The following is a 24,963-nucleotide window of genomic DNA, read 5'->3' on the forward strand; positions in this document are numbered from 1 at the left end:
AATCATTTAGGTTTTTTATTTTCAAAATACTTCAATATCTGCTGAATAGACCCCTTTAATATCTCCATTCGCTTGACGAATTTCAAGAACACCATTTTCAGTAATGCTTATTGCTTCACCTTCAATAACTTCCCTTAAGGTAGTTGCTCGAACTTGCTTGCCTATCGTTCCAGAAGACTCTTCCCAAAGCTCTTTAATAAGCGGGAAGCCATGCTGCACGTAATGGTCACTATAATGTTCCAAGGATTCTAGTAATCTTGCTACAAGTTGTACACGATCTACAAATTGCTGTTCTTCAATACTAACTGACGTCGCGATTCCTTGTAGTTCTTCCGGAAAATCTTCTATTGATTGATTTACATTAATCCCTATACCAACTAACAAAGCTTGAACACGGTCTGATTCAGAAATCATTTCTGTCAAAATACCCGTCGTTTTTTTACCATTAATTAAAATATCGTTTGGCCATTTAATTACGGGTGTGAAGTTTTTGAACATTGCCTTCATTGCTTTAACAACTGCAACTGCTGTCACTAATGTAAATTGTGGTGCCTGATGTGGTGCAATGTTAGGTCGAATAATAATTGTTAGCCAAATCCCTTTTCCTTTAGAGGAATCCCATTCACGCATCATACGACCTCGACCCGCAGTTTGATGCTCTGCAATGACAATTGTACCATCGGGAACGCCCGAACGAACAAGCTCATGGGCGATTATTTGTGTCGATTCTACGGTATCGTAATAATGTACTTGCTGACCATAGCGCTTTGTATGAAGTACTTGCTTTAACTGTGCAATATCTACCTTATCTGGTGTAGCTACTAAAACATAGCCACGTTTTTTTATCGTTTCAAATTGATAGCCTTCCTCTTGCAACACTTGGATATGTTTCCAAATAGCCGTTCTTGAAACGTTAAAATTGTCAGCTAATTGTTGACCAGAAAGTGGTTCACCTTTTGCGTTCAAAAATTGTTGTAAAATTTCATCCTTCATCGTTAAATGCATGAAACCATTCCTTTAATTGTTGTTTATCATTTGCCACTTGTCCAGTTACAACAGCGTCTAATGCTGCATCTAATACTGGTTTAATCCATGGACCTCCCTTTTTGTCTAACCAGACAATAACATCATTGCCGGTAATAGCTAATTGCTGACGTGTTTGAATAGGAAGTTCATTCTTTTTTATCGCAATATCATCGAATGTGATTGTCAATTGTTTGCTTTGCCACTGTGCAAAATGTAGCGCAGTCTTTAAAATGTCTAAATCAAAAGTAAAATAGTCCATCGATTGCCATCCATCTAGTAGACGGTCATAGGCATCAAAAACTAATTTTGCAAATAGCTTATCTTTATTCGAACACTTATATTGTGTGAGTAGTGATATCTCCCGATCATTGACGAAGCAAAAATATGCCCATCCAACTTGTCGATTGCCTCCATTAAAATATTGCCAATCGGAAATTGCAAACTTGCCTGGTAAAAATCGTTCTAACCCTGTTTGCTGAATATAATCGATTGCAATTCGTGCATTATTAGATATCCAAATTTTCGAAAATTCCACTTGAATTCGCTCCATCGCAATAAACGAAATTGATGAAGATTGTTGGAGCACTGCTTGGAATGTCACAGGTTCAATGGAAAAGCCAAGTTGCGCTGCAAAACGAATTGCGCGAATCATCCGAAGTGCGTCCTCTCGGAAACGTTCGTCTGGATTACCTACTGCGCGAATAATCCTGTTATCAATATCTTTACGACCGCTATAATAATCGATAAAATCCCCATCTTTATTTAAAGCCATCGCATTCATCGTAAAATCCCGACGTTTTAAATCCTCTGTTAAACTCCGGACAAAATGAACCGCATCTGGTCTTCGATGATCACTATAGGTGGATTCCGTTCGAAACGTGGTAACTTCAATTGGTTCACCGCAATCTAAAACAATTACTGTTCCATGTTCAATCCCAACATCAATTGTATGATTAAAAATCTCTTGAATTTCATTTGGCAAAGCGCTCGTAGCAATATCTACGTCATTATTTTCTTTTTTCAAATAATAATCGCGGACAGCTCCACCAACTATAAATGCTTCAAAACCGGCTTGTTCAATAATGTTAATAACCTCGGTTGCTGCCTGCCACTGTTTTGGAATCATTTTTCTTTTCCGCCACTCTTTCATAAATTCTTTCGTATTGTTCGATGATTTTGGTTTCATGGAATTGTTCTCTTACCGCATTTAAAGCTGCTTGACGGAATGATGCTAATTTTTCCTCATCTTGTAACAACTCTACTGCATATTTGGCAACAGACTCAGTATCACCTAATTCTACTAAATAACCATTTACTCCGTGCTCAATTACTTCAGGAATACCTCCAATGGATGTTCCAATACCAGGTACACCACATGCCATTGCTTCCAATAAAACTAGTCCGAATGATTCCTTCTCAGAAAGTAGTAACTTTAAATCACTAATAGCAAACAGTTCCGTAATATTTTCTTGCTTCCCTAAAAATAAAACATCATCTTTATACGGAGAAACTTTCACCATATTCATAATACGATGCTTTTCAGGCCCATCTCCGACTAAAAGTAATTTTGCTGGCATTCTTTCTCGAATGCGCATAAATGATGCAATAACATCAGGTAAATTTTTTATTTTACGGAAGTTTGAAATATGAATTAGTACTTTTTCATGTTCTTCTATACCAAATTGTTGCTTTAGATTACCTGGATCTACTACTTTGAATACATTTTCATCTACAAAATTATAAATCGTATCAATTGGCACATTCGTATCAATTAAATCATAAGTTTGCTGTCTCAAAGAATTAGATACCGCAGTAACGGCGTCTGACCGATCAATTCCATACTTGATTGCTTGTGCTAACGTGGAGTCTTCACCTAATACTGAAATATCTGTTCCATGAAGTGTCGTTACGATGCCAAAGTCTCTTCCACTCATATCTCTGGCTAAAACAGCACAAACCGCATGAGGAATTGCATAATGTACATGTAAAACATCCAACTGCTCATCTTTCACAACATCTGCCATCTTACTCGCTAAAGCAATATCATAGGGAGGATACTGAAAAACAGAGTAATTATTCACTTCAACTTCATGGAAAAAGACGTTTGGGTAAATTTTATTAAGTCGAAAAGGTACACTCGATGTAATGAAGTGAATTTCATGTCCTCGTTCTGCTAACATTTTTCCAAGCTCTGTTGCAATGACGCCAGAACCTCCTACTGTCGGATAGCATGTAATACCAATTTTTAATTTTTTCATTCGTCTCTCCATCCTTTCTAAAGTTCAATAAAGTGAAACGTCAAATCATTTGGCACATAGATTTATTGTCTACGCTCCGAAAGCGTTCGCCAATCGACAAAGCCTTCTTGTAAACCTTTTAATAAAATTTCCGCAGTTCCCATATTCGTTGCTAATGGAATATGATACAAATCACACAAACGCACAAGTGCCATTACATCTGGCTCATGCGGCTGTGCTGTTAATGGATCGCGGAAGAAAAATACCATATCTAAATCATTATCGGCGATTTTCGCCCCAATTTGTTGATCTCCTCCAAGTGGGCCAGAACGAAATTTGGTAATAGACAAACCTGTTTCAGCTTCAATCATCGTTCCTGTTGTACCTGTTGCAAATAGATCATGTTCCCCTAAAATATCACGATATGCAATCGCAAATTGAATTAAATTATCTTTTTTACGATCGTGTGCGATTAATGCTATTTTCATATTCATTCATTCCATTCCTTAAATGATGTTCTCTAATCCATAAATTAGGTTGTCTATTTTCATGACTTCTTCAATACAAAATGCGACGCCTCCCATAAAGCTGCCTCGATTTAACGAGTCATGGCGAATCGTCAATAATTCCCCTGTACCACCAAACAATACTTGCTGATGCGCAACTAAACCTGGTAATCGAACTGAATGAATACGCATCCCCTCATAATCGGCTCCACGTGCTCCCTCATGCGTTTCTTTTTCATTTGGATGACCTTGAGTTTTCTCTTTTCGTATTTCACTAATCATTTGTGCAGTCTTTATACCCGTTCCTGACGGTGCATCCAACTTTTGATCATGGTGCATTTCGATAATTTCTACATCTGGAAAATATTTTGCTGCTTCTTTCGCAAATTTCATCATTAAAATTGCACCAATTGCAAAGTTTGGTGCAATAATGCAACCTAAATTCTTTTGCTGAGAAAGACCTTTTAACTCCTGTAATTGCTCATCTGTAAATCCAGTTGTCCCAACTACAGGGCGTACATTTAATTGCAAAGCTTGCTTTGTATGTTCATAAACAAAATGTGGATTTGTTAAATCAACAAGTACATCTGGCATTGTCTCCGCAACCAGTTGTTCGAAATCAGTATAAATCGGAACTTTATAATGATTTGGAAATGTTTCAAGCTCAGCTAAAGTAGTGCCGAGTACTTTATAATCCAAGGCAGCAACTAACTCCATTCCCTCATTATTCATAACAGTATGTACAGCTTCTAGGCCCATTTTTCCTCGAGCACCAGCAATTGCTACTTTAATTGACATTGTTAAAACTCCCTTTTGCATTAAATTTTAAAATTTTTAACTCTACAATATGTATAAAAGCACTAATAGTAAGATACTAAACATATGACAATTCAATGCGTTATTTCTACATTTCCCCTAATAATTATTGTCAAAACGAGAAAAATACAACATAATTAACGATGGAACAACAGTAATTCTATGAACGAACCGCAATTTTGACATCCTAGGGGGGCTTACAATGCAAGGAATAAAAATTCAAAACATTATCGGAATACTACTAGGAACTGCACTGTTTAGTTTTGGTTTTGTCCATTTTAATATGCAAAACCAACTTGGTGAAGGTGGATTTAGTGGTATTACACTTATCTTATATTTTACACTAAATTGGGACCCAGCATTAATGAATTTACTACTAAATATCCCTATGTTTATTCTCGGTTGGCGTTTGCTAGGTAAAAAGTCATTTATTTATACAATTATCGGAACAATTGGTGTATCATTTTTCTTGAAAATTTTCCAAATATACGAATTTGAAATGAGCCTACAGGATGATTTATTTCTTGTCTCATTATTTGCTGGTGTATTCGTCGGTGTCGGATTAGGAATTGTTTTTCGATTCGGTGGTACTACTGGTGGTGTAGATATTTTAGCACGATTAGCACATAAATATCTCGGTTGGAGTATGGGCAAGACAATGTTTGGCTTTGATTTTATTGTCATTATTATTTCTTGGATGACATTTTTAGATGCTCGTTCAATGATGTATACACTCGTTGCAGTTTATGTTGGTGGGCGCGTTATTGATCTTGTTCAAGATGGGGCTTATTCAGCAAAAGGTGCATTTATCATATCCAATAAATCAGATGATATTGCGGCATTAATTACGAAAAATATGGAACGTGGTGTTACAATATTTGATGGTCATGGGTATTTTACGAAGGAGCATCGTGATGTGCTTTATTGTGTTGTCGCTCGTAATGAATTAGTCCGTTTAAAATCGATTATTCACGCAGTAGATCCTCATGCCTTTGTTTCCATTATGGAAGTTCGAGATGTCGCTGGTGAAGGCTTTACACTAGATGAAAAGAAACAGCCAATTCATTAAAAAAATGGTGTTGGGTTTAAACCCAACACCATTTTTATGTGAACAATTAGTCTTCAGATGAGTTCATTCCTGTATAGATTAAAATTAGACGAACTAACTCTAGAACTGCAACTGATGCTGCAGCAACATACGTCATTGCCGCTGCATTTAATACTTTACGTGCCGCACGCTCTTCGCCATTATTAATAATACCTAACGAAACAACTTCATTCATCGCTCGATTCGAAGCATCAAACTCAACAGGTAATGTAATTAATTGGAATACTACTCCAGCAGCTAATAACACGATACCTAGTAATAATAATCCAGACATTGAAGCAAGCATACCAATAATAACGAAAATCCAAGAGAAATTAGAAGAAATACTTGCAATTGGGGCTAATTTCGAACGGAATGTTAAGAATGAATATGCTTCCGCATGTTGAATCGCATGTCCTACTTCGTGTGCAGCAACTGCTGTACCTGCAATAGAGGAATTATAATAGTTGTCTTCCGATAAAGCTACCGTTTTTGTAGCTGGATTGTAGTGATCCGCTAAATATCCTTGTGTCGGTACAACTCGGACATCTGATAAACCATGTTGATCTAAAATATAACGTGCTACTTGTGCACCTGTCATCCCTTTTTCTGCTGGTACCTTTGCAAACTTTTTATATGTGCTTTTTACTTTCATTTGCGCATATAAAGGTAGCAACATAATAATTAAGAAATAAACAATATACATTCCCATTTTATTAAACTTCCCTTCTATATCTACAATTCATAATTAATTTTATATAGTTTTTACATCTGTTGCAAATATTCGCGCTTGCGACTTTCTAAAAAAGCGAGCAAAATGCAAGCAATAGATAGCCAAAATGTGAAATAACCAATTTCACTTGGATACTGAGTAATAACACGGTAAATTGGCATTTGTCCAAATAAATAATCGATCACATCATTATGCAACGTCCAAACTGCTGCCACAGCAACATGCCACATTTCAAAACGATAATTAGGTAAATACAATATAGCTTGTACAGCCATTAAAAAGTGTGATGCAACGAGCATCCAACCCATCCATCCTAATTCACCTGTCTCGACAAACGTTAATAAATTCATTACGACTGCCCATAATCCATATTTGATAAGGGTTATAAGCGCTAAAACTTCCATTAATTTAAAGTTTTTCCCTAAAAGCCAGCCAACGATTGCAATGCAAAAAAAGAGACTAGCTGTCGGTGAATCCGGAACAAAAATATAAAATATTGGCTCAGTTATCGCAAGTTGTCCTTTGTACCAATAATACCCATAGGCTGTTCCAAATATATTGATGACAAGTAACAATAGTAAAAAAGCGCGATGATTGAGCAAATACCTCCATTGTATTAAGAGTGCTTTCATTTGTTTCTCCCCTGCTCTATAAGTAACACTTTCGCATCACTACAATTTCTTATGTATTTTGTGCAACTTTTAACGAACTATTACGTCTTTAATTATATACGGAACGTATCGATAAGCAAGTTTCATATGCCATTTTAATAATTAATTGTTCATAATTATTAGAAAAAAAGAGAGCCAACAAACCGGCTCTCTTTAAAAAATTATTTTTCTTCTTTTAAACTAGAAATGAAATCAGCTAACACTTGTAGCTCTTCTTCAGTACCCGTGAATGTACCTGCTGGCATACCACCACGACCATTCGCAATTACTTCTGCTACTTCTTCAGCTGTTAATTCATTGCCTAATAACATCGGGCCAGACACACCCGCTAAATCTCCACCGTGACATCCAATACAAGAAGCTTGTGCTTGGTAAATTTCATAACCTTCGGAAGTTTCATCAACTTCAACATTTGGTAATAAACCTAAATGTTTGTCAGTAATTTCACCTTGTATATCTACTGCTTCCCAGTCTGTAGCTGCAACAGATTCCCAAGTAGTATAAATGAGTGCAGCAATTGCTAATAACATGAATGCTGTTGGTAATGGACGTTTAGATGGACGACGCTCTGGCGTTGTATCTAAGAACGGTGCTAATGCTAATGCACCAAATGCGATCCCTGGAATAATCGCTGCTCCGATAAGGTTATATGGACCTGATGCATAAGTATATTTTAATAATTGGTACATTGATAAGAAGTACCAGTCCGGTAAAGGAATATAAGATGAGTTTGTTGGATCTGCCGGACCTTCAAGTGGTGAAGGATGTGCGACAGTTAATAGTAAATACCCAATTAAGAATACAGCACCAACCATCCATTCTTTTAATAAGAAGTCAGGCCAGAAAGCTTCTGTTTTCCCTGGATATTCGGTATAGTCTTTCGGCACGTTCGCCATACGATTAGTAGCTTTTACACGAGAATCGCCTACGAACTTCATACCTTTTCCGCGTTGCATAATGTCCCCTCCTTTAGTAAATCATACAATTCATTCAGATCATAGAGGACCTGAAATACCTTGACGGCGGATCATAATAAAGTGAACTGCCAATAATGCAAATAAAGCTGCTGGTAAGAAGAATACGTGAATTGCAAAGAAACGAGTTAATGTTTGTGCTCCAATTATTGTTGAATCCCCAGCTAATAACACTTTAATCATTTCACCAATAAATGGCATTGAAGCGGCAATTTCTAAACCTACTTTTGTTGCAAATAATGCCTTCATGTCCCAAGGTAACAAATAACCTGTGAAACCTAAACCTAGCATAACTGCAAAAATACCTACACCAACTAACCAGTTTAATTCACGAGGCTTTTTAAATGAACCTGTGAAAAATACACGAAGAGTATGTAAGAACATCATTACGATTACCAATGAAGCTCCCCAGTGGTGCATACCACGTACGATTTCACCGAACGCTACTTCGTTTTGTAAGTAATAAACTGATTTCCATGCATTCTCAACGTCTGGAACATAGTACATTGTTAAGAACATACCAGATAAGATTTGAATTACTGTAATGAAGAATGTTAGTCCACCAAAACAGTATACGAATGCTGAAAAATGATGTGCAGGGTTAACGTGCTCTGGCACTTCATGGTCGGCAATATCACGCCAAATAGGAGTAATATCTAAACGTTCATCGACCCAATCATAAATTTTATTTAGCACTGTGTCGTACCCCCTAACTTATTAACTAAAAGTATTTGCGATTTTTTTCCCAAGCATTAAGAAGCCGTCGTTGTCTGCCACTTCATATTGATCAAGTGGACCTAACGGAGGTGTACCTTTAACGTTTACACCGTTCTTTTCATAACGTCCCGCGTGACATGCACAGAAGAACTGATTCGCATGCGCTGGATCACCAGCCCAGTTTACTGTACAACCTAAGTGTTTACATACAGGTGAAAGCGCTATAATTTGATCGCCATCTTTGTATACCCAAGCTGCATCTGATACATTTGATTTGTACCAACCATCTGTTTGTTCGTACGAAAAGTCAACTTTTACAGGCGCTTCTGTAATATCAGAAATTTTAGTACTTGTTTGTACGAAATCCCCTTCCTCCTTCGTTTGAAGAACTGGATCAATCGCAAAACGAACCATCGGCATTAACATACCAGCTGCCATAAATCCGCCCACACCAGTAATAGTGTAAGTTAAAAATTGACGTCGTGTAACTCGATTACTCATCCTTTTCCCCCCTCTTACTAAAAGGTCAGTCCAACGGACATATACTTTTACAAATAGTAAATAACTAGGACATATCTATGATACTTCAAGTGAATAAGTTGGTCAATATTGCATTCATTTCCATTTGTATACTTTGTGAACATTTGATGAAACTAATGACTCACTTTACAACCATACTTTTGTTAATATCGGAAGTATTTGTTTTAATTGTTCTTCCAAAATACGCTGTTTAACAGTATTATCCATTGATTCTAGCGGTATAGCAGGTAACCACAAGACATTTAGTGATTCTTTATACCTATCCCAGTGGTGATCGCATGTTATGAATATGACAGACTTAAAACCAGCATTATGTAATTTACTTTCTAGTATAGTAAGTAATTCCTCATTTTTTGTTTCATTTATATAAGTAAATGGAGGTAGCAACATTATTCTCCCTCTAAATTGTTGCTCTATAAATGTTGTTAAAGTCATTAAATATTCTGAAGCTGAGCTACTTTGCTTCATTGATTCATCTAATAAATCCAACTGCAATAATGGGACAACTGCTGTATCGATAAATTGCTTTTGCGCTTGAAATTGTTCTACATCACTTACTTTAAAAATCATGAATATGCCTCCTATTTAATAGGCTATTTAATATATTCATATTAAATAGCCTAAAAATTTATAAATTATACTTATTATATCTTATTTTTGGAATTTTAACGCTTGTAATAAATTTGATAATTCAAAGAAACGCTCTTTATCTCCTGCATCAAGGGCAGCGTCAATTTCTTTTAATAATTGCTGCTCTTGAAACTCTAACACACTATTTTCAAGTAAACGCGCTGCAGTCAGACGATCTTTCTCACTTATAAAGACATCATCTGGAACATATGGATTTTCCTCTAATACTGCCAAATAAATTGGGTATGGGGGGATATTAGGGAAATTCAATTGCATATACATCGAATCTTTCGTATTTAATCTTAAATCATGAAACGATTTTTCTGCGTCCGATGTCATTATATTATTTTTATAAAATCGAAATGGGATACTAGTAGTGTCTACTGTTGACATAACGATTGCCCTTGGACAATAATGGGCTTCGTCAACAAAGTGAACATTTTCCAATAACTCATCATTACTAAGTAAATAATTTAAAATCCATACCCCTTCGCGACGTTTCAATTGAAAATTCTTTAAGAACCATCTAATGAAGATTTTTTTATCATTTAGTGGTACGGAATAAGTCAACATGGAATCCTCCCTTTACTCAAAGCGCTCTAATAAGTCCAGCCATTGCTGCTCTGTAGGCTGTAATTGTACTAATCTTTGTGCAATTTCCTTTGCCTCTTCCCGTTTCCCATCTTCCACTAAGAATAAGCAATAGTTTTCTAAAAATTGGACGTCTTCATTGAATTCATTATATGCTTGCTTATAAATTTCATATGCTTTATCAAACTGTTCTTCTTCATTGTAAGCATTGGCAACAAATGGATATAAAGATACCCACTCAAATTCATTTTGTTGGAGCTGTTCATATAATTCAATGATGGCTTCATACTGCTCTTGTGTACTATATACGGACATTAACACTAAAATCGCTTCCATATACTCAGGATCAAGTGCAATTGCCTCTTGTAAATAACCGATTGCCTCATCAGGCTTATTATTTTTCAAAGCCATTTTTCCAGCAAATAAGAATAATGATTTATCATATTCATCACGTGCTAAACCTTCTTTAATTACTTTTAATGCAGATTCGTTTTCCTCTTGCATTGCATAGCTTTCAGCTAATAATAAATACGCCGAAAAATAGTCTGGATCGAGTTCTTTTAAATCTTCTAATTGCTTCGTAGCTAGCTCATATTTTTCAATTTGGAATGCTGCATATCCTGACCCGAATAATAAATCCGGTGTCACTTCTTCTTCTAGTGCTTCCATATAGTAATCAAGTGCTGTTTCATAGCCAGCCCCCGCTCGATAAACTTCAGCTAATCGTTCAGCTAGTAAAGTACCTGCAAATTTTTTATCAATCGCATATAATTCCTCATAAATTCGAGCAGCCTCTGAAAATCTACCCGTTTCAAATAAAAGTTCGGCTTTCGCAAATTGTAATAATGGTTCGTTCGGTAAAATTTGTAACGCCTCATTAATACGTAACTCAGCCACTTCAAACAATCCTTGCATCTGATAATAATCCGCCAACACGAGTAATGCCTGTGGATATTCTGGTGCTTCATCACTTATCCCCATTAATAAGTTTAGTGCCTCATCTTCTTCGCCAAGTTCAATTAAAACTCCTGCCCGATCAATTGCAATTTGTGCTTCTTCTGGGAATAAAAATTGTAAATGTTCAAAAACTCGGTCCGCTTCATTCAAATAACCGTAGTGTAATAATGCCTCAGCCATTTCATATTGTGTTGCTGGTTCTGCATCCATTAAAAACGATTCTAATAGCTGGTTAATTAATTGCAAATCGCCTTCTTGGATGGCTTGTAGTAATTGTTCCATATGTCTATCACCTTTTTCTTCTTTATCCATCTTATGCTACATGACAACATGAAGCATCTCAAGAAAAAGCGCATAATTGTTAAAAATTTATACTTGTAACGATTGCGTTATTTATTATTTTCTTATTAATTACAAAAAGCGACGAAAAAATATTCGTCGCTTCTTTATTTATCGTATCAATTGTTCTACATGTTCGAAGAATGTTGGGTACGATACAGCAATACATGCTGAGTCATCAAGCTCGACTTGACCATTTGCAATTAAAGCTGCGACCGCGCCCATCATGCCAATACGGTGATCACCGTATGTATTTAAAGAGGCGCTTTTTAATGGTGTCGGTCCTTCAATAATCATACCGTCATTTGTCGCTTCGATGTTTGCACCTAATTTTTTTAATTCATTCACAACGGCATCTATACGATTTGTTTCTTTTACTTTTAATTCTTCTGCATCTTTAATAATCGTTTTCCCTTGAGCTTGCGTCGCTAATAAAGCAATAATGGGTATTTCATCAATTAACCTTGGGATAATTGCACCTGAAATTGTCGTTGCTTTTAACGGAGACGATTCGATTGATATCGTTGCTGTTGGCTCTGCTGCATTTTCCTCATCGATTTGTACAGTCATTTTCGCTCCCATTTTACGTAATACTTCGATGATTCCATCTCGCGTTTCGTTCACACCGACATTGTTTAAAATAATTCGGCTGCCCTTTGAAATGGCACCCGCTACTAAAAAGAACGCCGCGGAAGAAACATCACCTGGCACATTGACATGGGTTCCTGTAAGCTGTTGGCCCCCTTCGAATGTAATAACACCATCCTGTACTGAAATTTGAGCACCAAATTGACGCAACATACGCTCGGTATGATCCCGCGACACTTCATTTTCACGGACGATTGTTGTCCCTTGCGCACGTAATCCTGCAAGTAAAATAGCTGACTTGACTTGGGCACTTGCAACAGGCATTGTGTAATCAATTGCTTTTAACTCAGAGCCTTGGATAGCAAGAGGGGTAAATTGGCCATTTTCTCGCCCAGCAATTTTAGCACCCATTAAACGTAAAGGATCTGCTACACGACGCATCGGGCGTTTCCCAATCGATGCATCTCCCGTCATTACTGTATGTAATTTTGTTCCTGACAAAATTCCAAGCATTAAACGAGTTGTAGTACCAGAATTGCCTGTATATAATACTTCACTTGGCTCAGACCATCCATCCATTCCAGGACTATCAATTGTAACATTTGTCCCATCAACATCAATTTTCACACCTAGTTTTTTAAAGCAATCTATTGTACTTAAACAGTCTTCCCCTAATAAAAAGCCAGTAACTGTCGTTTGTCCTTTAGCAATCGAACCAAACATTACTGAGCGGTGTGAGATTGATTTATCTCCAGGCACAGTAATTTCTCCTTCTAATCTCGGTTGATTATAGCGCAATGTTTTCGTACTCATACTAACCCCTCCTTAGAAAAATACATCTCGCTTTTAAGGCGAGATGCTAATTTTGTTCATTCTTTTATTTCACGAAATATGCGTATCATAATTTGCCTTATTAGCAATACATTTTGCCGCACGTTCCCGATCTTCATTTGATTGGAAGCTAATTACTAATATACCATACACATCAACACGTGTTTCAACGATACGGATATTCGTAATACTAATATTTTCTTCTGCTAAAAATCCTGTTATTTCAGAAATAACCCCTGGATAGTCGGGAATATCTACATATAAATCGTACGGCATGTACAATGCGCCATTCGCGATTGGTAAATTATCTCGAACATCTCTTGCCTCTGAGAAATACGTTTCAATCGCTATCTCATTGCCTTCATCCAATAATTGTCGAACACGTGCCATTTCGTCTAACCAAGTATCTAATTGACCGACAAGTTCTTTACGATTTTGCATCGTAATATCCCGCCATAGCGCAGGATTTGAAGAAGCAATTCGTGTAATGTCTCTAAAACCGCCTGCCGCAAGAGAAGATGTCATCGGAAAAGTCTTTTTTTCTCCATTTAATTGATGCACAAGTGATGCAGCGATAATATGCGGGAAATGGCTAACAACGGCTGTCATATGATCATGTACTCTCGCATCAACGACAACCATTTTTCCTAATGTAAATTTTAACAAATCATCAAGAGCCGCAAGCTTTTCCATTTCCTCTCCCTCATTCGGAGTCAGCATATAATAAGCATTTTCAAGTAAATATGGCTTGGCAGCGGTAACGCCACTTTTGTGAGAGCCTGCCATTGGATGGCCTCCAATAAAAGTGATACCGAGCTCTCTTAATTCTAATGCTTTTTCCATTATTTGAGCTTTTGTACTCCCTGTGTCCGTAACAATAACACTCTTTTTTAATTTCCAAGATTTTAATTGTTCCATAAAATTAAGCGTAATGTTTACAGGTGTACCAAAAATAATAATATCGGCCTCCTTAGCAAATTCAGCCGGATCTTCCACCACTTCTTGCACAACGCCTAATGTGCTAGCTAATTGTCTTGTTTGTTCATGATAGTCATAGCCAAACACTTTCGTACGCGGAGCTTTTTGAAGTGCTAATGCGACAGATCCACCTATTAGCCCAAGTCCGATTACGAAAACATTACGTGTCATGCCAAAACTCCTTGCTCCATTAATACTTCCTCAAGCAATTGTAAAAACTTCGCATTTTGAGCTTCTGTACCAATTGTTACACGAATATAGCCTTCTAAACCTAATGCAGCACCACTTCGAATAATAAAGCCACGCTTCATCATTTCTTCAAACACAACATTGCTGCTTGCCTTCACTTCAAACATGACAAAGTTCGTTTGAGATGGGAAATAGTTTAAGCCATGCTTCTCACAAAAGGCTACATATTGCTTTTTGCCTGCCTCATTGGCTTCACGACAGCTAACAATATAGTCTTGGTCCGCTAATGCAATTTGCGCTACCTTTTGACTTAAAATCGTATTATTAAATGGTGCTCGAACAGGGTCAAGCTTTGCGATGACTTCTGCTTGTGCGATACCATATCCAACACGGAATGATGCTAACCCATATGCTTTTGAGAATGTACGTAGTAAAATTAAGTTTTTGTAGTCACGGTAATAATGCAATGTATCGTTATAAGCAGAATCATTGACGTATTCAATGTACGCTTCATCTAACACAACAAAGACATCCTCTGGCACCTTATCTAAAAATGCGGCTAATGCTTCATCTGAAACGATTGTACCTGTTGGATTGTTTGGATTACATACCCATACAACAGATGTATTTTCATCTATAGCTTGTAACATCGCTTCTAGGTCATGTACGCCATCCTTCATTGGTACTTTACGTACTTCCGCTCCTTCAATCTCTGCATTATGCCAATATTGTGAGAAGGATAGATCCGCCATTACTGTATTTACACCTGGATATAATAAGGCACGTGTAATAATAGCGATTAAGTCATCTGATCCATTCCCTAAAATAATTTCATTTTCAGCAATCTCATAAAAGTTTGCTAATGAAGTACGTAAATTTTGTGCATAGCCATCTGGATAAATGGCATGATTTGATGCATCCGTTTGTAAAAACTCTTTTACTTTAGGTGAACTACCAAATGGATTTTCATTTGAAGCAAGCTTGATTACTTCATCTAGTCCGAACTGTTTTTTTACCTCATCAATTGGCTTTCCAGGTTGGTAAGCTTTCATTCCGAATAACTGTTGTTTCCACTTCATCTCAAATGTCTCCTCTATCTTGCACTTATTTCACTAAGTCTGGTCGTAATTTTACAGCTTCGTTTAAGTAAATATGATGGATCTCGTGCTGTGGTGTACTCGTATTAACATGAAGTAACACACGTATACATAACGGTAAAGCTCCCGGTACGTCCATTTCATGCATGCACATGATGGGCACATATTGCCAACCTTTTAATGAACGTACGGACTTTGCAGGAAATGCTGAACGAATATCTGGAGTTGTTGAAATTGTTACAGAAGCAATATCTTCAGGCTTGATATTGTTGGCTTTCACTACTTCTTGTACAAGTTTGGCAGTCTCTTCCCAAACATACTGTGCTTTATCTTCTTTGATTGTTATCGCGCCACGAATGCCTCGAATCATGCTTGCACCTCCCCCAATAAAGTTCTTAGTTGTTGATCGATTTGGGCACATTCTTGTAGTTCAATTATTTGAATGAATGGTTTTCCGATTGTATCTAATAACACAAATTGTAACTGTCCATAATCTGCTTTTTTGTCTTTCATTAAATACTCTGTTAATTGCTCAAATGTAAATTCATGTACAGCGCCAAATGGATAGCCATTTTCAAGAGCAAATTGTAAAAATCGTTTTGTAAATACGTGATTGATTTTTCCGTAACGTTCGCTTAAAAGTAAGCAGTAAACTAAGCCAATCATGACTGCTTCCCCGTGCGCAACACGACCATAACCCGCTGCAGCCTCAATTGCATGCCCATACGTATGCCCTAAATTTAAGAATTTACGTACAGATTGCTCCGTCTCGTCTTGTTCTACAATCGATGCTTTGACCTGAACACCATGCGCGACATAATTCGCTAATAATTGTTCTGGCAATTTTGTAACAAGTTCACCTTCAAGTAATTCTTCAACCCACTGTGCATCAGAAATTAACGCATGCTTGATTACCTCAGCCATGCCTGAGCGAACTTCCTTCTCATTTAAGCTATGTAGCAACTCTGTATCGTAAAATACTGCTTCTGGCTGATAAAATGCTCCAATCATATTTTTCCCTAATGCATGATTAATCGCAGTCTTACCACCTACTGCCGAGTCGTGAGCTAAAATCGTTGTCGGAATTTGTATAAACGGAACGCCACGCATATAGGTTGCTGCGACAAAACCCGCTAAATCTCCAACTGCCCCACCACCAAAGGCAAGTATGAGTGATTTTCGTGTACAGTTTTGCTCCAATAAAAAGGTTTGTGTGGCTAAGTAATTATCAAAGCTTTTGCACTGCTCACCTGCTGGCATAACAAATACTTCATAAGGATATGAAAACTGCTCATCAAAGTAATGTTGTTGTGCAGCCCACACATGTTGATCGGTTAAGACGATAATTTTATCTGCTTTATTAAAAATTACATCATTTGCTTTAACAGCTTCTTTTAAAATGCCTTTCCCAATCGTCACTACATATGAGTGGGATGCAGCACGAACTGGAATCTGCATATTAATACCCCTTCGTATATTGACGTAATTCATCTAATTGTTCTTTTAATTGTGGCAATTGATCACTATGGAATTGGTCTACAATAGCACTTGCAATTTCCCAGGCAATGACATGTTCTGCCACAATCGATGCAGCTGGTACAGCACAGCTGTCAGAACGCTCAACACTTGCTTTAAACGGTTCTTTCGTTTCGATATCTACACTTTGTAACGGTTTATATAATGTTGGGATAGGCTTCATGACACCGCGAACAACAATTGGCATGCCAGTTGTCATACCACCTTCCAATCCACCTAAGCGGTTCGTAGCTCGTGTGTAGCCATTTTCCTTATCCCAAATAATTTCATCATGTACTTCAGAGCCTTTTTTACGAGCCATTTCAAAGCCAATCCCAAATTCTACACCTTTAAAGGCATTAATACTTAACATCGCTGCTGCTAATTTTGCATCTAGCTTACGATCGTAATGTACATAAGAGCCAATTCCAGCAGGCATACCTTCTACCACGACTTCCACTACACCACCGATAGAGTCCCCTGCTTGTTTTGCATCATCAATGGCTTGCACCATTTTTGCAGATGCTTCAGGGTCTATACAATAACATGGGTCATTTTCAACAATAGTACGAATTTCATCAACTGATTTTCCTTCTAACAATGCTGTGTCGGCTTTAATCCCTACGATTTCTGTTACATGAGCAACAATTGAAATACCTAGTTCATTTAATAAAGCCTTTGCTACCGAACCAACTGCTACACGGACCGTTGTTTCACGAGCACTTGAGCGCTCTAACACATTACGCAAATCCCGATGACCATATTTCATGCCACCTACTAAATCTGCATGGCCTGGACGTGGTCGGGAAATTTGTCGTTTTATTTCAGTTGGATCGATATCTTCAGGTAGCTCTTCTGCTCCCATAATTTTTGTCCAGTGCTTCCAGTCATCATTTGTTACAACAAGAGCTACTGGAGATCCAAGAGTTTTTCCATGACGTACACCTGAAACGATTTCTACTGTATCTGTTTCAATTTGCATGCGGCGTCCGCGTCCATGACCACCTTGACGACGTTTTAAATCATAATTTATCTTTTCTGCTGTCACTGGTAATAGTGACGGCAATCCCTCAATAATTGTAGTTAATTGTGGTCCATGTGACTCACCTGCTGTTAAATAACGCATAAAACACTTTCTCCCTTCAACTCGCTAAAGTATGTATTTTTCACTATAACATATTTTATTTTAAATAACAGTATGCTTTAAACTTATTTATTACCTATTTTAGAATATTCTGAACGTTTTACTTAAAAAACAACGCATGGATGAGCGAAAACTTTGAAAGATTATTTTCAATAAATCGTAACTTGAAGACTCCTGATTAAACAAAAAATACACTTTTCGCTTATTGTACGAAAAGCGTATTTAATCTCGCCAATTTTGGCTGTAATCATCTAATGAAATAGTCCTCACCGTAACTTTAGGTAACCTTTCACTACACACATACATACATAGCATTTATAATCGTACCATTATTTTTTTCGATAGAAGAATGTATCTTCTATTTCAAAGCCATATCGAGCTGGGTTAAAAATTTGCTCGGTTGAACCAACAAATAAAATCCCACCAGGTCGCAGTGCTTTACTAAAGTTTTCATAAATTTGATCCTTCGCTTCTTCCGTAAAATATATCATTACGTTACGACATACGATTAAATCAAAATTTGATTCATAATTATCTTTTAAAAGATTGTGCTTTTTAAAAGTAACTGTTCGTTTTATTTCTTCTTTTACTTTAAAAAATGGTCCTTCAGCTGCAAAATATTTTGCTCGGACATCCTTTGGGACCTCGGCTAATGAGCGTTCTGGATACAGACCTAATTTAGCTTTCTGAATAACATTCTCGTCTAAATCCGTTGCCAGTATACTTATTTGCGGAAGTGGTAAATGATGGGATAACACCATAGCTAAACTATATGGCTCCTCACCAGTGGAGCATGCCGCACTCCAGATTTTTGGACGTTTATTCGTTTGTAACAGTAGAGGGAAAATTTTATTTTGTAATACTTCCCAACGCTTACCATTACGATAAAACTCAGATACATTAATCGTCATACGGTCTAAAAATTCATTCAGTAAATCGCGATCTTTATCTAGTGCTGCATAAAACTCAACAAAGTTTTTATAACCCTTTTTTTCATATAGAGAAGTTAATCGGCGTTTCATTTGAGCTTCTTTATATAACGCCAAATCAATTCCTGTTTTACGCTTAATGCCATCAATAAATTGTACATAATCTGACATCCATCATCTATCCCCTCAACTATCGTAAGCCTATTATAGCCGAAAATTCCATATACTGAAATAGATTTTGTACACAACGACTAGTCCTTGCGTGTTTCGAGCAAAAGTTGCTTAGATTGTTCTAGCTCAAGCTTCATTTTTTCTGTTTCAAATTTATAGCTCTCTAACCGGATTTGCTCAAGCTCTGCCTCTTTTTCAAGCATTTTAATTTGTAGTTTTAAATCCGATCGTTTATGTGCTGTCAGGATAGCTGTTAAAGCAATTAAAGCTCCTGAACCAAAGATGATCGACAAAATTATAATATCTTCCATACGCCAATTTACGCTCCCTTAATCGTTTTTCTTTTCCAAAAAGCTTACTGATTGTTTATTTTCCAAAAGCAGCTGTTTTGAATGTTCTAGTTCAAGTTTCATTTTTTCCGTTTCTTTTTCATAATTATCTAGGCGCAATTTTTCCAGTTCAATTTCCTTATCAAGTCGTTTCAATTCAATCTTTTTATTCTTTGTATACGTATCTGTTAAAATTCCTACTACCGCAATTACCATAATTGCTCCCCAAAAAAACATATTACTACTCCTTTACTTAGTTGTTCGATATGTAAATATGTTAATAATTAATTTTATTATTTTTCTTAATATTGTATTAATGTTTGTTTTTATGTTTTAATTCTAATCGCATTTTTCAGTCCCCCTGTTTTTTTCAATGATTACTTTATATACGCAATAGGTTTCTATATAGTTTCATTATTCAGATACATTATAACATTGTTAAAGGTAACTTATTAGTAGAATTAATAAATTTTTCCAATAAGGTGTGATATTAGCCGCACTGTGGAAAACGCTAGTCATTCTAACAAACATCACTAAGCAAAATACAATTATAAAAATAAAAAAAGCTACCACTTAAAGTGATAGCTTTTGTTAAGTCAAATTATTCAGCTAAACCTTCTGGGAACCATAAACCGATTTCACGCTCAGCAGAAGCTAAAGAGTCAGAACCGTGGATTACGTTGTGTGATAAAGTTACAGCGTAGTCACCGCGGATTGTACCTGGGTTTGATTCTTCAGGCTTTGTAGCACCCATCATGATACGAGATAATTGGATAACATTTTCGCCTTCCCATACCATACCGAATACTGGGCCAGAAGTGATGAAGTCTACTAATTCACCAAAGAATGGACGCTCTGAATGCTCTGCATAGTGTTTTTCAGCTAATTCACGAGAAGCTGTCATTAATTTTGCTCCACGCATAACGAAACCGCGACGCTCAAAGCGGTCTACGATGTCACCGATTACTTGACGTTCTACGCCATCTGGTTTAACCATTAAAAAAGTTTTTTCGATTGCCATTGTTATAACACTCCTTAAATTTGAGTTAAGGTTTTTTTCACCTACCGATAAATATTACCAAAGTAGAGCATAATCTGCAACAAATATTAGAATAACACGCATCTTTGCTATTTTAATTAATTACATTTCGCTATCTTAACAGGCTCTTGGGACAAGTTAAAATTTACGTTTACCCATATAAATTGCTAAATCACGTAATTTCTTTTTCATCGGATGATTTGGTAAACCTTCTACTTCCTTTAATGCTTTTTGTAAATACAAATTGCTAATTTTTGTTGCTTCTTTTATTGCATTCGATTTTCTAACTAATGTTAGCATTTCTTGACGTTCAGCTTCCGTTAATCCGTTCGTAGATACTTTTCGTAAATACGGTGTCAGTTGTGGATCATCTTTCATCAATAAAATTGGCAACGTCACATTCCCTTGCATTAAATCGCTTCCTGCAGGTTTTCCTAATTGTTTATCTGTGGCTGTAAAATCTAAAATATCATCGACAATTTGAAAGCTCATGCCAACAAAATAACCATAGCGCTTAATGTGGCCTATCGTTTTTTCATCCGCACCACTTACTACCGCCCCTAATTCACAGCTTGATTCAATTAGTAAAGCTGTTTTACGCTTAATACGACGGAAATAATCCTTTAATGTTACATCTAAACGAAACTTATCTTCAATTTGAATGATCTCACCATCACAAAGCTCCACCATTGTACGTGCTAATATTTGATGGGCCCGTGGGTCTTCAATAATTGTGACATATTCTAAAGCTCTTGCAAAAATAAAATCCCCTGTATACATTGCGACACGGTTATTCCATTGTGACTTTACCGTATGTCTCCCACGTCGCAAATCTGAATTATCAATGACATCATCATGTACTAACGAAGCCATATGAATCAACTCTAATGGAACAGCGATATTTTTCATTCGCTCAATATTATAATCACCAAATTTAGCACTTAGTAATGCAAATACGGGTCGAATGCGTTTTCCACCTGCTTGAAGCAAATGTAATGATGCCTCATTCATTAAGTGTGAAGATGAATTTAACGCTTTTTCTAATTCTTTTTCGATGATTTCTATATCTGATTTAATATCCGTATATAGTATTTTTAACTTCATCTTATCCACGCGTCAAAACCTACTCCCACTTTTATTTCTGTTTATACCCCATATGCACTGCAGCTGCACCACCACTAAATGGTTTATATGATACATTTACTAATCCGGCTTCTTTAAACATTTGCGCTAATTTTTTCATACCTGGGAAATCATTTGCGGACTCTTGAAGCCACGAATATTCTTTATAGCTCTTCGCGAAAATTTTACCAAATATCGGCATAATATATTTAAAGTAAAAACGGAACAATTGACGATAACCTGGAATTTCAGATTGTGAAGTTTCTAAGCATACTACCATTCCACCCGGTTTAACAACACGGTGCATTTCTCGTAACACCTGCATATAATCCGGTACATTTCGCAAGCCAAACCCAATTGTTACATAGTCAAAAGTATTATCTTCAAATGGTAATTCCATTGCATTCCCATGAATTAGTTCCACTTGCGGCATAGCAGCCGTTTTTTGCTTCCCGACCTTTAGCATGTTTTCACTAAAGTCTAAGCCTTTTACGACACCCTCTTTACCTGTCGCATTGGCTAAAGCAATTGTCCAGTCAGCTGTACCACAGCAAACATCTAAGCATTTTGAGCCTTTTTCGACAGCCATACGCTTCATCGTACTCTTTCGCCAAAGAATATGTTGCTGGAAGCTAATAACAGAGTTCATTTTGTCATAATTTTCCGAGATACTTTCGAAAACTTCATGTACATGTTGTTCTTTCGATTTTGTCATTTTTTCAAAACCTTTCTTCTTCACCTATGAAGTGATGTATTGCTTAATAAATTGTTTTAAGTCAACCTGTAATTCAGCTTGCTCCACAATTTCTAGCAATTCACGTTTTCGCTTCATTAGTTCTTCTTGCAGTTCCGTATCAATGGAAACAATTGCATTTTCGCCATTATGTAGCGCTTTACTTAAATAGCTTTCTTGACCTCTTAAAATGTTAGAATGCTCTTCTAATAAGCGCAAATACGTTAATGTTTTTGTCATGATTGTTTTGTAACGTGTAAATTGATAAACATCATAAAACTGTGCAATTAGCTCACACTCAATAACCGTAAGGCTTTCAATCCATTCTTGAAGTGATTGCTCCAATGGCTCATATAATTTTATTTGATGCTCACATCGTGTGACAATTCCTTTTGATAACTTTTGAATGAGCAAAATATTTTCAGTCTGCGCTAATAATTGATAATAGCGACCACTATAATAATCCCCTGATAAAACAGTCAATTGTTGAGATTTACTTGTTGCATTGTATTCTTTAATTTTTTCATGTTCAAGAAGTGACGCATGTACAATTCCAACAGTAGTAGCGCTCATAATACGATCTTCATTTACTTGTTCCCCATTTAAAAAAGGTAACTGTATAAAAAACAGTTGTTCCTGTTTTAAAGATGGTTCCCCTACATTTTGTAGTAATGCTCTATGACGAACATGCATGAAAATATTTGATTGTAACGCTTGAATCGATTGTATAATAGATGTTGCACTCATAGAAATTACTCCATTTCAGTGTTTTAAAAATTGATTATTTTTTACTTTGAACCATACCATGTACTGAATGAATTTTAGCTTTTCCACGAATTTTCATAGCCGACGTATGTTCGGTAAATTGTGCAATCATCACTTCACCAGCATCTAATTTTTCAGAATGGTGAAATTTTGTATCAGAACCTCTTGTTAATCCAATTACATGTACGCCATCTTCTTCAGCTTCAATGATAATATATTCTGATTGTGCCATCGTAACAGTCTCCCTACCATCTTTTTTCTTTGTTCATCATACCATATTTTTTATACTTTAAGACATTTGTACAAATGTAATAACTTCATTTCTTTTAATGTCGTCATGTTCATAAATTCCTCGTGCTACAGATGTAACCGTTTTTGAACCAGGCTTTTTTAAACCGCGCATTGTCATACACATATGCTCTGCTTCAATAATCACATATACCCCTTTAGGCTCAAGCATTTCCATAATTGTATCCGCAACTGTTGAAGTAATACGTTCTTGTAGTTGTGGACGTCGTGCAACAGACTCTACACAGCGGCCTAATTTACTTAAACCTGCTACCTTACCATCTTTCGGAATATAGGCAACATGTGCTTTCCCGTAAAAAGGTACTAAATGATGCTCACACATTGAGTAAAAAGGAATATCTTTTACAAGTACTAGCTCCTCATGGTCTTCGTGGAATACAGTACTAAAATAATCTCGTGGATCTTCATTTAAACCGCTAAACATCTCTGCATACATTTTTGAAACACGTTTTGGTGTATCGAGTAAACCTTCACGTTCAACATCTTCCCCTACGGCCTCTAAAATCATCTTTACTGCTTCTTCAATTTTTTTTAAATCGACATTTGTCATGAAAAAACTTCCTCCTACAATACCAAAACGACATTTTATATTTTATGTATCCAATTACTAACTGTTAAATATATTTTAACAACAATAAAAATATTGATTCACTCATATTTGTTAATTTTACATCTCTTGAATCGTAGCATATATGAAGCATAAGTTCAAAACTGTTCTACTATTTTAAGCATAGTTGTTCATAATCTATAGAAAAGCGCAAAACTGTCCTTTTATATAAGACAAGCACTGAAAACTCCACTAAATATCAAGCGAATTAAACCGTTTAATTTAGTCAACTTTTTTGTATATACCATTATAGTAAAAATAAAAGTAAAAAGAGCAGTCCTCAGCATAACTGAAGACTGCTCTATGTAACACTAAGATCACTGTATTATTTTACAGCGTCTTTAAGCGCTTTACCTGGCTTGAAAGCCGGTACTTTGCTAGCAGCGATTTCGATTTCTTTACCAGTTTGTGGGTTACGACCTTTACGAGCCGCACGTTCACGCACTTCAAAGTTACCAAAACCGATTAATTGTACTTTGTCACCCTTTGCAAGAGCATCTTGAATTGTATCAAATACAGCTTCAACTGCTTTAGAAGCGTCCTTTTTAGAAAGACCTGCAGCTTCAGCAACAGAGTTTACTAATTCTGTTTTATTCACACCATTCACCTCCTCTCAAAGGGTCATGAATCTAAATCCTGTAAAAAGAGTAACACACTGAAAACCGCTACGCAACTGAATTCAACTATGTTTTCATGTTTATTTTTCTTTTTTCTTCAAAAAAACATAAATTACAGGACAAATCACCTATAAAAGTGATCTATCCTGTACGCTCATCATCATATTTATTTAACT

General features: G+C 36.4%; 30 protein-coding genes. 1 reads left to right on the plus strand and 29 read right to left on the minus strand.

The genetic code is table 11. The features are described 5' to 3' along the window. Window positions 1-21: 21 nt before the first annotated feature. The 5 genes from MKZ17_RS13660 to dapB form a co-directional block, all read right to left on the minus strand. Window positions 22-1,005, minus strand: coding sequence for a biotin--[acetyl-CoA-carboxylase] ligase (locus MKZ17_RS13660; protein ID WP_340724281.1), 984 nt, complete (start codon window positions 1,003-1,005; stop codon window positions 22-24). Further along, a complete protein-coding gene (locus tag MKZ17_RS13665; RefSeq protein ID WP_340724282.1) occupies window positions 983-2,212 on the minus strand; it encodes a CCA tRNA nucleotidyltransferase in 1,230 nt (409 codons plus the stop codon). The genes MKZ17_RS13660 and MKZ17_RS13665 overlap by 23 nt, the downstream gene beginning before the upstream one ends. Next, window positions 2,112-3,284, minus strand: coding sequence for an N-acetyl-alpha-D-glucosaminyl L-malate synthase BshA (bshA, locus tag MKZ17_RS13670; protein WP_340724283.1), 1,173 nt, complete (start codon window positions 3,282-3,284; stop codon window positions 2,112-2,114). Before bshA ends, MKZ17_RS13665 begins: the two co-directional genes overlap by 101 nt. 62 nt (window positions 3,285-3,346) lie before the next feature. Further along, window positions 3,347-3,751 carry a methylglyoxal synthase gene (gene mgsA / locus MKZ17_RS13675; protein WP_340725560.1) on the minus strand — a complete coding sequence of 135 codons (405 nt, stop codon included), beginning with the start codon at window positions 3,749-3,751 and terminating at the stop codon, window positions 3,347-3,349. Window positions 3,752-3,769: 18 nt separating this feature from the next. Beyond that, entirely contained in the window at window positions 3,770-4,567 is a 798-nt protein-coding gene (gene dapB, locus MKZ17_RS13680; RefSeq protein WP_340724284.1) for a 4-hydroxy-tetrahydrodipicolinate reductase, read from the minus strand. Window positions 4,568-4,787: 220 nt separating this feature from the next. Between dapB and MKZ17_RS13685 the strand changes: the two genes are divergently transcribed. Continuing rightward, window positions 4,788-5,654 (plus strand): YitT family protein, encoded by an 867-nt coding sequence (locus MKZ17_RS13685; RefSeq protein ID WP_340724285.1) that lies wholly within the window; start codon window positions 4,788-4,790, stop codon window positions 5,652-5,654. Window positions 5,655-5,700: 46 nt separating this feature from the next. Here MKZ17_RS13685 and MKZ17_RS13690 read toward each other — a convergent pair whose 3' ends face one another. The 24 genes from MKZ17_RS13690 to MKZ17_RS13805 all read right to left on the minus strand — a co-directional run bounded on the left by MKZ17_RS13690 (window position 5,701) and on the right by MKZ17_RS13805 (window position 24,768). Continuing rightward, on the minus strand, window positions 5,701-6,384 hold the full coding sequence (locus MKZ17_RS13690) for a zinc metallopeptidase (RefSeq protein WP_340724286.1): 684 nt from the start codon (window positions 6,382-6,384) through the stop codon (window positions 5,701-5,703). A 53-nt stretch (window positions 6,385-6,437) separates the two neighbouring features. Then, on the minus strand, window positions 6,438-7,037 hold the full coding sequence (locus tag MKZ17_RS13695) for a DUF1405 domain-containing protein (protein WP_340724287.1): 600 nt from the start codon (window positions 7,035-7,037) through the stop codon (window positions 6,438-6,440). A gap of 200 nt (window positions 7,038-7,237) precedes the next feature. Then, on the minus strand, window positions 7,238-8,032 hold the full coding sequence (locus MKZ17_RS13700; protein WP_340724288.1) for a menaquinol-cytochrome c reductase cytochrome b/c subunit: 795 nt from the start codon (window positions 8,030-8,032) through the stop codon (window positions 7,238-7,240). A 39-nt stretch (window positions 8,033-8,071) separates the two neighbouring features. Beyond that, window positions 8,072-8,746 (minus strand): menaquinol-cytochrome c reductase cytochrome b subunit, encoded by a 675-nt coding sequence (gene qcrB / locus MKZ17_RS13705; RefSeq protein ID WP_340724289.1) that lies wholly within the window; start codon window positions 8,744-8,746, stop codon window positions 8,072-8,074. Between the two features lie 21 nt (window positions 8,747-8,767). After that, a complete protein-coding gene (locus MKZ17_RS13710; RefSeq protein WP_340724290.1) occupies window positions 8,768-9,268 on the minus strand; it encodes a ubiquinol-cytochrome c reductase iron-sulfur subunit in 501 nt (166 codons plus the stop codon). 165 nt (window positions 9,269-9,433) lie between these two features. After that, window positions 9,434-9,877 carry a YpiF family protein gene (locus MKZ17_RS13715; protein ID WP_340724291.1) on the minus strand — a complete coding sequence of 148 codons (444 nt, stop codon included), beginning with the start codon at window positions 9,875-9,877 and terminating at the stop codon, window positions 9,434-9,436. Between the two features lie 81 nt (window positions 9,878-9,958). After that, on the minus strand, window positions 9,959-10,507 hold the full coding sequence (locus MKZ17_RS13720; RefSeq protein WP_340724292.1) for a ReoY family proteolytic degradation factor: 549 nt from the start codon (window positions 10,505-10,507) through the stop codon (window positions 9,959-9,961). Between the two features lie 15 nt (window positions 10,508-10,522). Further along, window positions 10,523-11,767, minus strand: a complete 1,245-nt coding sequence (locus tag MKZ17_RS13725; RefSeq protein WP_340724293.1) for a tetratricopeptide repeat protein — start codon at window positions 11,765-11,767, stop codon at window positions 10,523-10,525. 168 nt (window positions 11,768-11,935) lie between these two features. Continuing rightward, entirely contained in the window at window positions 11,936-13,225 is a 1,290-nt protein-coding gene (aroA, locus tag MKZ17_RS13730) for a 3-phosphoshikimate 1-carboxyvinyltransferase (RefSeq protein ID WP_340724294.1), read from the minus strand. Window positions 13,226-13,294: 69 nt separating this feature from the next. Continuing rightward, complete coding sequence (locus tag MKZ17_RS13735; RefSeq protein WP_340724295.1) at window positions 13,295-14,392, minus strand: prephenate dehydrogenase; 1,098 nt, start codon at window positions 14,390-14,392, stop codon at window positions 13,295-13,297. Next, window positions 14,389-15,489 (minus strand): histidinol-phosphate transaminase, encoded by a 1,101-nt coding sequence (gene hisC, locus MKZ17_RS13740; protein ID WP_340724296.1) that lies wholly within the window; start codon window positions 15,487-15,489, stop codon window positions 14,389-14,391. The genes MKZ17_RS13735 and hisC overlap by 4 nt, the downstream gene beginning before the upstream one ends. Before the next feature lie 25 nt (window positions 15,490-15,514). Then, window positions 15,515-15,877: a chorismate mutase gene (aroH, locus tag MKZ17_RS13745; protein ID WP_340724297.1), complete on the minus strand. Its 363-nt coding sequence runs from the start codon at window positions 15,875-15,877 to the stop codon at window positions 15,515-15,517. Next, window positions 15,874-16,965: a 3-dehydroquinate synthase gene (gene aroB, locus MKZ17_RS13750; RefSeq protein WP_340724298.1), complete on the minus strand. Its 1,092-nt coding sequence runs from the start codon at window positions 16,963-16,965 to the stop codon at window positions 15,874-15,876. The genes aroH and aroB overlap by 4 nt, the downstream gene beginning before the upstream one ends. A 1-nt stretch (window position 16,966) precedes the next feature. Next, window positions 16,967-18,148: a chorismate synthase gene (aroC, locus tag MKZ17_RS13755; RefSeq protein ID WP_340724299.1), complete on the minus strand. Its 1,182-nt coding sequence runs from the start codon at window positions 18,146-18,148 to the stop codon at window positions 16,967-16,969. A gap of 347 nt (window positions 18,149-18,495) precedes the next feature. After that, the gene (locus MKZ17_RS13760) at window positions 18,496-19,266 is read right to left on the minus strand and encodes a CheR family methyltransferase (RefSeq protein ID WP_340724300.1); all 771 of its coding nucleotides are present in this window, start codon (window positions 19,264-19,266) and stop codon (window positions 18,496-18,498) included. A gap of 80 nt (window positions 19,267-19,346) precedes the next feature. Further along, the gene (locus MKZ17_RS13765) at window positions 19,347-19,577 is read right to left on the minus strand and encodes a hypothetical protein (protein WP_340724301.1); all 231 of its coding nucleotides are present in this window, start codon (window positions 19,575-19,577) and stop codon (window positions 19,347-19,349) included. An 18-nt stretch (window positions 19,578-19,595) separates the two neighbouring features. Then, entirely contained in the window at window positions 19,596-19,832 is a 237-nt protein-coding gene (locus tag MKZ17_RS13770; protein WP_340724302.1) for a hypothetical protein, read from the minus strand. A 364-nt stretch (window positions 19,833-20,196) separates the two neighbouring features. Next, window positions 20,197-20,616, minus strand: a complete 420-nt coding sequence (gene ndk, locus MKZ17_RS13775; protein WP_340724303.1) for a nucleoside-diphosphate kinase — start codon at window positions 20,614-20,616, stop codon at window positions 20,197-20,199. Between the two features lie 156 nt (window positions 20,617-20,772). Further along, complete coding sequence (gene hepT / locus MKZ17_RS13780; protein WP_340724304.1) at window positions 20,773-21,747, minus strand: heptaprenyl diphosphate synthase component II; 975 nt, start codon at window positions 21,745-21,747, stop codon at window positions 20,773-20,775. A gap of 22 nt (window positions 21,748-21,769) precedes the next feature. After that, window positions 21,770-22,471, minus strand: a complete 702-nt coding sequence (locus tag MKZ17_RS13785) for a demethylmenaquinone methyltransferase (RefSeq protein ID WP_340724305.1) — start codon at window positions 22,469-22,471, stop codon at window positions 21,770-21,772. Window positions 22,472-22,495: 24 nt separating this feature from the next. Next, complete coding sequence (locus MKZ17_RS13790; protein ID WP_340724306.1) at window positions 22,496-23,236, minus strand: heptaprenyl diphosphate synthase component 1; 741 nt, start codon at window positions 23,234-23,236, stop codon at window positions 22,496-22,498. 34 nt (window positions 23,237-23,270) lie between these two features. Then, complete coding sequence (gene mtrB, locus MKZ17_RS13795) at window positions 23,271-23,486, minus strand: trp RNA-binding attenuation protein MtrB (protein ID WP_340724307.1); 216 nt, start codon at window positions 23,484-23,486, stop codon at window positions 23,271-23,273. A gap of 57 nt (window positions 23,487-23,543) precedes the next feature. Continuing rightward, entirely contained in the window at window positions 23,544-24,113 is a 570-nt protein-coding gene (folE, locus tag MKZ17_RS13800; protein ID WP_340724308.1) for a GTP cyclohydrolase I FolE, read from the minus strand. Between the two features lie 382 nt (window positions 24,114-24,495). Continuing rightward, the gene (locus tag MKZ17_RS13805) at window positions 24,496-24,768 is read right to left on the minus strand and encodes an HU family DNA-binding protein (protein ID WP_004232618.1); all 273 of its coding nucleotides are present in this window, start codon (window positions 24,766-24,768) and stop codon (window positions 24,496-24,498) included. Window positions 24,769-24,963 lie beyond the last annotated feature (195 nt).

The organism is Solibacillus sp. FSL R7-0682 (assembly GCF_038005985.1).
Lineage (GTDB): Bacteria > Bacillota > Bacilli > Bacillales_A > Planococcaceae > Solibacillus.

Excerpts from the sequence above, each read along its gene's own strand:
- MKZ17_RS13660 (WP_340724281.1), bottom strand. The coding sequence starts at position 1,005 with ATGCATTTAACGATGAAGGATGAAATTTTACAACAATTTTTGAACGCA.
- MKZ17_RS13665 (WP_340724282.1), bottom strand. The coding sequence starts at position 2,212 with ATGAAACCAAAATCATCGAACAATACGAAAGAATTTATGAAAGAGTGG.
- bshA (WP_340724283.1), bottom strand. The coding sequence starts at position 3,284 with ATGAAAAAATTAAAAATTGGTATTACATGCTATCCGACAGTAGGAGGT.
- mgsA (WP_340725560.1), bottom strand. The coding sequence starts at position 3,751 with ATGAAAATAGCATTAATCGCACACGATCGTAAAAAAGATAATTTAATT.
- dapB (WP_340724284.1), bottom strand. The coding sequence starts at position 4,567 with ATGTCAATTAAAGTAGCAATTGCTGGTGCTCGAGGAAAAATGGGCCTA.
- MKZ17_RS13685 (WP_340724285.1), top strand. The coding sequence starts at position 4,788 with ATGCAAGGAATAAAAATTCAAAACATTATCGGAATACTACTAGGAACT.
- MKZ17_RS13690 (WP_340724286.1), bottom strand. The coding sequence starts at position 6,384 with ATGGGAATGTATATTGTTTATTTCTTAATTATTATGTTGCTACCTTTA.
- MKZ17_RS13695 (WP_340724287.1), bottom strand. The coding sequence starts at position 7,037 with ATGAAAGCACTCTTAATACAATGGAGGTATTTGCTCAATCATCGCGCT.
- MKZ17_RS13700 (WP_340724288.1), bottom strand. The coding sequence starts at position 8,032 with ATGCAACGCGGAAAAGGTATGAAGTTCGTAGGCGATTCTCGTGTAAAA.
- MKZ17_RS13710 (WP_340724290.1), bottom strand. The coding sequence starts at position 9,268 with ATGAGTAATCGAGTTACACGACGTCAATTTTTAACTTACACTATTACT.
- MKZ17_RS13715 (WP_340724291.1), bottom strand. The coding sequence starts at position 9,877 with ATGATTTTTAAAGTAAGTGATGTAGAACAATTTCAAGCGCAAAAGCAA.
- MKZ17_RS13725 (WP_340724293.1), bottom strand. The coding sequence starts at position 11,767 with ATGGAACAATTACTACAAGCCATCCAAGAAGGCGATTTGCAATTAATT.
- aroA (WP_340724294.1), bottom strand. The coding sequence starts at position 13,225 with ATGAGTACGAAAACATTGCGCTATAATCAACCGAGATTAGAAGGAGAA.
- MKZ17_RS13735 (WP_340724295.1), bottom strand. The coding sequence starts at position 14,392 with ATGACACGTAATGTTTTCGTAATCGGACTTGGGCTAATAGGTGGATCT.
- hisC (WP_340724296.1), bottom strand. The coding sequence starts at position 15,489 with ATGAAGTGGAAACAACAGTTATTCGGAATGAAAGCTTACCAACCTGGA.
- aroH (WP_340724297.1), bottom strand. The coding sequence starts at position 15,877 with ATGATTCGAGGCATTCGTGGCGCGATAACAATCAAAGAAGATAAAGCA.
- aroB (WP_340724298.1), bottom strand. The coding sequence starts at position 16,965 with ATGCAGATTCCAGTTCGTGCTGCATCCCACTCATATGTAGTGACGATT.
- aroC (WP_340724299.1), bottom strand. The coding sequence starts at position 18,148 with ATGCGTTATTTAACAGCAGGTGAGTCACATGGACCACAATTAACTACA.
- MKZ17_RS13760 (WP_340724300.1), bottom strand. The coding sequence starts at position 19,266 with ATGTCAGATTATGTACAATTTATTGATGGCATTAAGCGTAAAACAGGA.
- MKZ17_RS13765 (WP_340724301.1), bottom strand. The coding sequence starts at position 19,577 with ATGGAAGATATTATAATTTTGTCGATCATCTTTGGTTCAGGAGCTTTA.
- MKZ17_RS13770 (WP_340724302.1), bottom strand. The coding sequence starts at position 19,832 with ATGTTTTTTTGGGGAGCAATTATGGTAATTGCGGTAGTAGGAATTTTA.
- ndk (WP_340724303.1), bottom strand. The coding sequence starts at position 20,616 with ATGGCAATCGAAAAAACTTTTTTAATGGTTAAACCAGATGGCGTAGAA.
- MKZ17_RS13785 (WP_340724305.1), bottom strand. The coding sequence starts at position 22,471 with ATGACAAAATCGAAAGAACAACATGTACATGAAGTTTTCGAAAGTATC.
- MKZ17_RS13790 (WP_340724306.1), bottom strand. The coding sequence starts at position 23,236 with ATGAGTGCAACATCTATTATACAATCGATTCAAGCGTTACAATCAAAT.
- mtrB (WP_340724307.1), bottom strand. The coding sequence starts at position 23,486 with ATGGCACAATCAGAATATATTATCATTGAAGCTGAAGAAGATGGCGTA.
- folE (WP_340724308.1), bottom strand. The coding sequence starts at position 24,113 with ATGACAAATGTCGATTTAAAAAAAATTGAAGAAGCAGTAAAGATGATT.